Genomic DNA, 758 nt, shown 5'->3' on the forward strand with positions numbered 1-758 from the left:
GGACGCGGGCACATGGTAGAAGCGGTGGTTGACCTTGGGCAGCGGCGCGGGGCCATCCACATCGGCCATGGCGCCGCGCGCGATCAGCCACATCACCAGCTCGATGCCTTCGGAGCCGGCCTCGCGCACGTAGTCGATATGCGGCATCTTGGCCAGGCCGGCAGGGTTCTCGATCAGCAGGTCCAGGAAGCGGTTGTCCCACTCCTTGTTGATCAGGCCCGCACGCGCGCCCTGCAGCTGGTGGCTCATGCCGCCCGTGCCCCAGATCTGCACGTTCAGGTCTTCGTCGAAGCTTTCCACGGCGCGGCGGATGGCCCGGCCCAGGTTGAAGCAGCGCTGGCCCGACGGCACGGGGTACTGCACCACGTTGACGGCAAACGGAATCACCGGGCAGGGCCAGGCGCCCGTGCGCGCGTCCTGCTCGCCGCACATCAGCGACAGCGGCACGGTCAGGCCGTGGTCCACGTCCATCTTGTTGACGATGGTCAGGTCGAAGTCCTGCTGGATCACCGACTGCGCAATGTGGCTGGCCAGTTCCGGATGGCCGATGACCTTGGGCACGGGGCGCGGGCCCCAGCCTTCGTCGGCGGGCTGGTATTCCGCGGCCGTGCCGATGGCAAACGTCGGGATGAAGTCCAGGCTGAACGCGGTCGCGTGGTCGTTGTAGACCAGGAAGATCACGTCGGGCTTGTTGTCCTTGAGCCATTGGCGCGAGTGCTCGAAGCCCTTGAACAGCGGCTGCCAATAGGGGTCGCCCA

Annotated in this window: 1 protein-coding gene; it reads right to left on the reverse strand. The window is 66.8% G+C overall.

The window, feature by feature from the left end:
- A partial coding sequence (locus DTS01S_RS29280) for a class III extradiol dioxygenase subunit beta (RefSeq protein ID WP_061290157.1) occupies positions 1-758 on the reverse strand: 758 nt, incomplete at both ends.

It is taken from the genome of Delftia tsuruhatensis NBRC 16741 (assembly GCF_001571325.1).
In the GTDB taxonomy this organism is placed as follows: domain Bacteria; phylum Pseudomonadota; class Gammaproteobacteria; order Burkholderiales; family Burkholderiaceae_C; genus Comamonas; species Comamonas tsuruhatensis.